The following is a 5239-nucleotide window of genomic DNA, read 5'->3' on the forward strand; positions in this document are numbered from 1 at the left end:
CTATTTCTTAAATCCTTTGCCAGCAAGCTTTTCGAGACTTAACGGGAAAAGTCAGAATGATCACAAGCCCAACACCACCGTAATGGGATGAAATTCGGCGGACTTGGCTACGGATTTCATTAAGAGAAGGGCAAGATTCGTCGTTGATGAAAATCTGCTGTTCACTTAATTCCGCGATCGCCACGCTCAAGGGTTGCCACTGGCTGTCAGAGACATTCCCAGTTTCCAAGAAGTTATTTTCAATGCCAGATTCGCTGCTCAAGAATCGCTGTACGTACTCATCAGTAGACATTTCCAAGCTGAAAACGCAGATCGGCATCTTCCCAGTTTTGGCAACATTGAGAGCGAGATTACCAGCCAAAGCAGATTTACCAACAGAAGGACGAGCAGCCAGTACATACAACCGTCCTTTGCGAAAACCACCGCCAAGTATACTGTCCAGGTCATAAAATCCACTGCTTGCTGCTGGTGAGCCTGTACCAGCATGACGCGCTTCAATTTCGGTAAAAGTGTCGGCTAAGGCATGAGAAATATGAACCAAGTCAGAGGCAGAATGATCAGACTTAATGCTGTAGACTTTTTGTTCGGCTTCGTCAAGAATTACAGGTAAATCAGTTTCGGTGGCATAGCCGAGTTGAACAATCTCAGTGCCAGCAAGGATTAACTGCCGCCTTTGGTATTTTTCCATTACCAAGTCAGCTAAAACATCGATGTTCACAGCTGACACAGTACGGTCAACCAGACTGGCCAGTTTATTGCGTCCACCGATACGGAACAATAAACCATTATCAGACAACCAGTTGGTAATGCAAAGCAAATCCGTTGGTAATCCTTGGCTGTACAGTCGTAGGGCTGCTTGATAAATGTCTTTGTGGGCATTGATGTAAAAAGCATCTATCACCAAGCGATCGCTGATTCGGCTCATGGCACTTGGGTCGAGCATAATGCCACCAAGTATTACTTCTTCAGCCTCAATGCTTTGTGGGGGTAAGCGGTCTTGTTGCGATGTGAAGTTTGTTTTGTCTTGTGTCATAAATCCTCATAACAATTCGCAATTCGCAATTCGCAATTCGCAATTAAAATGCGAATTAAATGCTGGAAGTATCTGTAGCCGAGATAAAGCAGAGGGGAAGAGGGTTTTAGGTTGATAAAATCTTCTTGACATCGTTTGATTTTTTCTGTTGGTTTACTTAATGGCAAACTGTGTGTCTCGTATTAAGCTTGTCCTGAGCGTAGTCATTCGCCATAGCGTCTCCGAAGGAGAAGGGTTAGTTGAAAAACTGCAAATTGCGAATTGCGAATTGCGAATTGTCCTCATGCAGCTTGTGGGTGTAAGTAGGCATACATGGAGGGATGTGTCAGCTTTAACCAATCCAACCATTTGAGCGTTGCACCTACGTCTTCTCGGTCATAGCGAGTGCTGAAAGAAGCGATCGCTTTGTCCTTGCCAACTTCATCCATGCGGTCTAGAAGTTCACTGAATGTGGCTTTATGCCAATCAAGAGAACGATTTGAGTAGTAACCGATGGGTTGGTCATTGGCTTTTGATTGTTCAGTTTGTGGCGTAGATAATTCAAGAACTTTTGACCAATAAACCAACAGTTCTTCTAAACCAGCTTTACTCACCTCCAAATTGCTGATTGATTTGATCACAGTGGGGACTTTTTGCTGCCAATTAACCTTGTCCCACTCGGCTCTCTCCTTGGCGATTAACTCCACCAAACGGCGATCGCAAGTTTGGTAAATGTTGTCTCTGCAAGAAGTGCGCCAAGGGAAACGCCAAGAACGGAGCTTGATTTCGTTTCTAGATCAAGAGTTACAACAAGTAGTTCGTGATGCTGAATTAGGAAAACGGCTAATTGATAAATTGGTGAAAATCTATCGCATTGGGGGCGAAGAATCTTGGCTGTTGATTCATATAGAAATCCAAAGTCAAGAGGAAACCGATTTTCCTAAACGGATGTTTGTCTACAACTATCGAATTTTTGACCGTTACGATCGCTCTGTTGCATCATGCGCGATACTGGGGGATGACAACATCAACTGGCGGCCATCGCAGTTTGGGTACGATTTGTTTGGTTGTACGGTTGATTTTCAGTTTCCTGTAATCAAGCTGCTAGACTATAAACAAAGGTTGTCGGAGCTAGAAGCCAGTCGTAACCCCTTTGCTACAGTGGTAATGGCTCATTTGGCAGCAGTGCAAACCCGCAGTAATAGGTCGCAAAGGAAACAATCAAAACTGAATTTAGTACGTCGGTTGTATGAGCAAGGGTTTGAACGCGAGGCTGTTGTTAACCTTTTGGCTTTTATTGATTGGATGCTAACGTTACCATTGGATTTAGAACTAGAGTTTAAAAGAGAAGTCGAACAATTGGAGGCACAACTGCGTATGCAGTACGTTACTAGTTTTGAGAGAATTGCTCGAATAGAATCTTTATTAAAAGGCATAGCTTTGGGATTAAAACTCAAATTTGGAACACCTGGACAAAACTTATTGCCTGAAATTGAGCTTCTTGAAGATTTCAGATTGCTGGAATCAATCTTGGCAGCAATAGAAACAGCAGATACTGTGGATGAATTGCGTTCTATTTATCAGACAGCAGATGACACACCGTCAGAAAATTAGAATTGTTTGATATTTGATTTTCAAGGTTCAGCAAGTTTTGAGTGCCGAAATTAGCGTTAATTAAGCACTCAATGAAGTATCGTTATCAATTTCTGCATTAAGCTGATCAAACAGATCCGCCTGATCACCCCAACAATCCCAGCCAACTCTAGACGAACGTGCGAACATCTCCAGCTTGGTCATATCAGGACACAGCTTTTCTACAAGTTCAAAAAACTGTTCGGGCTTACGTGAATGCTCACGACGGGGTGAGTGTAAAATGCTTGACTGGTTTGTGAGTGTCCGTCCAGCAAAAGCCTTCACATTCCCACGAACAGCCAAAGCGCAATGTTCAGTCGAATTCCGCAACCAATGACCGACACCTAGATGTGTTTTAGTGTTATCCTTGGTAACTTTTTCCCAAGTCAAAATAGTCTTGAGTTCAAATCCCCATGTTTGCAAGCAGTGTGCGGCTTCAATCATGTGATTGTTGGTGAACCAAAGCCAAAGAACTGACCCCGTGCAATCGCTTAAGTCTGGAACAGGCAATGACAATATTTCTTCTATGTGCATTGGCTTGTAGTTAATGCGGTTTCGGTGAGTTTTATCCTGATTTCTCAGCCGATAGAACCAGGGAGGGTCAATCACGATGCACTGGTATTGACCTTCTAATGTTGTTAGTCTCATGTTTAACTCCTGTTATTTTCAAACTTGTTCTGGAAATTCAATATGGCTTAAAGTCTGAAGTTCAACAGCCAATCCACTTAAGAAATTTTGGAGTTCGACTGTTGCCAATTCTTTGGATATCTCTTTTTCTGACGTATAAATAAGTTGCTTGTGATGCCCAAAGTAAACTTCTGTACGAGTTAGGTTTTGCTCTGTATCAGTTAACAAAATCAAAGTAAATCTTCCAAGTTTGCAAAAGTAATAGGGACGCTTTGAACTCCAAGGTTTTCCGGGCTGCCAAGTAATTTTGGTTTTTTTCCCAATGTGAACGCTGATAGATTCAAAATCAACGTGGAAAATGTTCAGTAAGGCAAGCATTTCGCCACTGTTGTAATGATCTACAACGTGCTGTCTAATGCCTAATTCTGCTAAACCTTCAGGAATATTAATGTGAGCTTCAGATGAAATTTTCTCGACTACTGTGACTATGGCTTTCATATCCGTTTACCCATCTTGTAATTTGTGAGAAAATATTTAGAAAGGTGTATTACTTGTGCTTCAACTAACCCCCTGGCAAAAAACGTTCTTCAGGGAATAAACAATCGGTTTCATATTCGTCATCATCTTCAGACTCTGATGATGAATCATTTATTAATTCAAATTCTTCGACTGCGAAAATAGCCATAGCCACACACGCTCTTTCTGCTGGATGTGTAGCTGATTGCATCCGATATGATTCGGGGACTACATAGCCTTGGATCGCGTAGAATTTCTTAGCTAGTTTTTCAATGAGTACATCTTTCTGGAAGTAGCCGAGTTCCATATCTTTTCCCCTCAAGGTAAAATTTACCTTTGTTGTAAAAGTCTTAATTCTTGATTACTTGGCGATCGCTGTGCTTGACCAATGACCATTAAGCAGTAACTACAGCTTTCTTGCTAGCGAAAGCCCCCGCCTGCCTTAGCGCTGCACCAGGACTGGGGTGAGCGAAGAACTCTTCTATAGCTTTGGTCAACCCAGCCGCAACAGTCGGATCATGGCAAGCGTAGACATAGATGGGCTGTTGAACGCCATTAACCAATCGTGTCTCTTGGCGATCGCCCAGATGTGGGTAAAACGTGCGAACCCATGTGCCCAAGTGTCCGCGATAGTGGGTGCCGCTCAGGGAGACTTTCTTTCCAAGTTCGTTCTCTGCAAAGTTGACCACGCCTAACCACTTCTCTTCTGTGGCGGTTAGCAATTTTCTGTTATGTTCAGCCAAAAGGTTGCCGGCATAGTCTTTAAATTGCTGTTCGGTGTACGGGTTGAGTCTGCCACCAGTTAACTCAGCTAAAGTTTTCATGGCCAACACAAGAGTATGCAATCGCTGTTCAACTGGGGGCAGGGTTGGTGTGGAGGGTTGTTCTTGTGGTTGAGTAGCAGGTTTTGTCCAGCCCATAATGTCTTGCATCCAGGCGCGAACACCAATCCGGTTAAAAGCTTTGCATACAAGTCTGGCTTGCTGTTTGCAGTACCGCCCAGCATCAAAAGCGTAATATTCAATAACGGCAGCAACACCCATATCAGGTATTCCCTCATTCCAGGTTTCCAGTGCCGCAGGGCTAAATCCTTGTTGTATAAGGCTTTGGGCTAATGCAGAGGGTTCCAGTGCCGCACTTAGTAACGCACGACGAAGCGAAGAATCTTGTACATCTGCCAGCCTTGCAGTTGCCCGAATACTAGCTTTACCTTGTCCATTAGAGTCAACAGTGATTTCTTGCTTTATCTGGTCGATGATTTGGGCTACTTCGATTTGTGACATAACTTTAGTTGGGTAATAATTTTTCGTTGTTGATTAGAGAGAATTAGACATTCACGCGCACCAGACTTTTTTCACCAACCAGTGAGAAACGATTCGATATAGTCCGTGATTGAGTTAACTGGAGTTTAGACTAAAAGCGATATGAGAGAACGCAAATCAAAAGGAATTA

General features: G+C 43.2%; 7 protein-coding genes. 1 reads left to right on the forward strand and 6 read right to left on the reverse strand.

The window, feature by feature from the left end; all coding sequences use genetic code 11:
- Positions 1-7: 7 nt before the first annotated feature.
- Positions 8-1033: a DnaB-like helicase C-terminal domain-containing protein gene (locus ACM0OX_RS34970; protein WP_414519724.1), complete on the reverse strand. Its 1026-nt coding sequence runs from the start codon at positions 1031-1033 to the stop codon at positions 8-10.
- Positions 1034-1314: 281 nt separating this feature from the next.
- A complete protein-coding gene (locus tag ACM0OX_RS34975) occupies positions 1315-1722 on the reverse strand; it encodes a hypothetical protein (protein WP_414519726.1) in 408 nt (135 codons plus the stop codon).
- A 22-nt stretch (positions 1723-1744) separates the two neighbouring features.
- Between ACM0OX_RS34975 and ACM0OX_RS34980 the strand changes: the two genes are divergently transcribed.
- Positions 1745-2626 carry a cytosolic protein gene (locus ACM0OX_RS34980; protein ID WP_414519728.1) on the forward strand — a complete coding sequence of 294 codons (882 nt, stop codon included), beginning with the start codon at positions 1745-1747 and terminating at the stop codon, positions 2624-2626.
- 60 nt (positions 2627-2686) lie between these two features.
- Here ACM0OX_RS34980 and ACM0OX_RS34985 read toward each other — a convergent pair whose 3' ends face one another.
- The 4 genes from ACM0OX_RS34985 to ACM0OX_RS35000 all read right to left on the reverse strand — a co-directional run bounded on the left by ACM0OX_RS34985 (position 2687) and on the right by ACM0OX_RS35000 (position 5070).
- Entirely contained in the window at positions 2687-3292 is a 606-nt protein-coding gene (locus ACM0OX_RS34985) for an MT-A70 family methyltransferase (RefSeq protein WP_414519729.1), read from the reverse strand.
- 18 nt (positions 3293-3310) lie between these two features.
- Positions 3311-3769, reverse strand: coding sequence for a hypothetical protein (locus tag ACM0OX_RS34990; RefSeq protein ID WP_414519731.1), 459 nt, complete (start codon positions 3767-3769; stop codon positions 3311-3313).
- 64 nt (positions 3770-3833) lie between these two features.
- On the reverse strand, positions 3834-4094 hold the full coding sequence (locus ACM0OX_RS34995) for a hypothetical protein (protein WP_414519733.1): 261 nt from the start codon (positions 4092-4094) through the stop codon (positions 3834-3836).
- An 88-nt stretch (positions 4095-4182) separates the two neighbouring features.
- Complete coding sequence (locus ACM0OX_RS35000; RefSeq protein WP_414519734.1) at positions 4183-5070, reverse strand: hypothetical protein; 888 nt, start codon at positions 5068-5070, stop codon at positions 4183-4185.
- Positions 5071-5239: the final 169 nt, after the last annotated feature.

Origin of the sequence: Nostoc sp. PCC 9305 (assembly GCF_963920915.1) — a bacterium.
In the GTDB taxonomy this organism is placed as follows: domain Bacteria; phylum Cyanobacteriota; class Cyanobacteriia; order Cyanobacteriales; family Nostocaceae; genus Nostoc.

Excerpts from the sequence above, each read along its gene's own strand:
- ACM0OX_RS34970 (WP_414519724.1), bottom strand. The coding sequence starts at position 1,033 with ATGACACAAGACAAAACAAACTTCACATCGCAACAAGACCGCTTACCC.
- ACM0OX_RS34980 (WP_414519728.1), top strand. The coding sequence starts at position 1,745 with ATGTTGTCTCTGCAAGAAGTGCGCCAAGGGAAACGCCAAGAACGGAGC.
- ACM0OX_RS34985 (WP_414519729.1), bottom strand. The coding sequence starts at position 3,292 with ATGAGACTAACAACATTAGAAGGTCAATACCAGTGCATCGTGATTGAC.
- ACM0OX_RS34990 (WP_414519731.1), bottom strand. The coding sequence starts at position 3,769 with ATGAAAGCCATAGTCACAGTAGTCGAGAAAATTTCATCTGAAGCTCAC.
- ACM0OX_RS34995 (WP_414519733.1), bottom strand. The coding sequence starts at position 4,094 with ATGGAACTCGGCTACTTCCAGAAAGATGTACTCATTGAAAAACTAGCT.
- ACM0OX_RS35000 (WP_414519734.1), bottom strand. The coding sequence starts at position 5,070 with ATGTCACAAATCGAAGTAGCCCAAATCATCGACCAGATAAAGCAAGAA.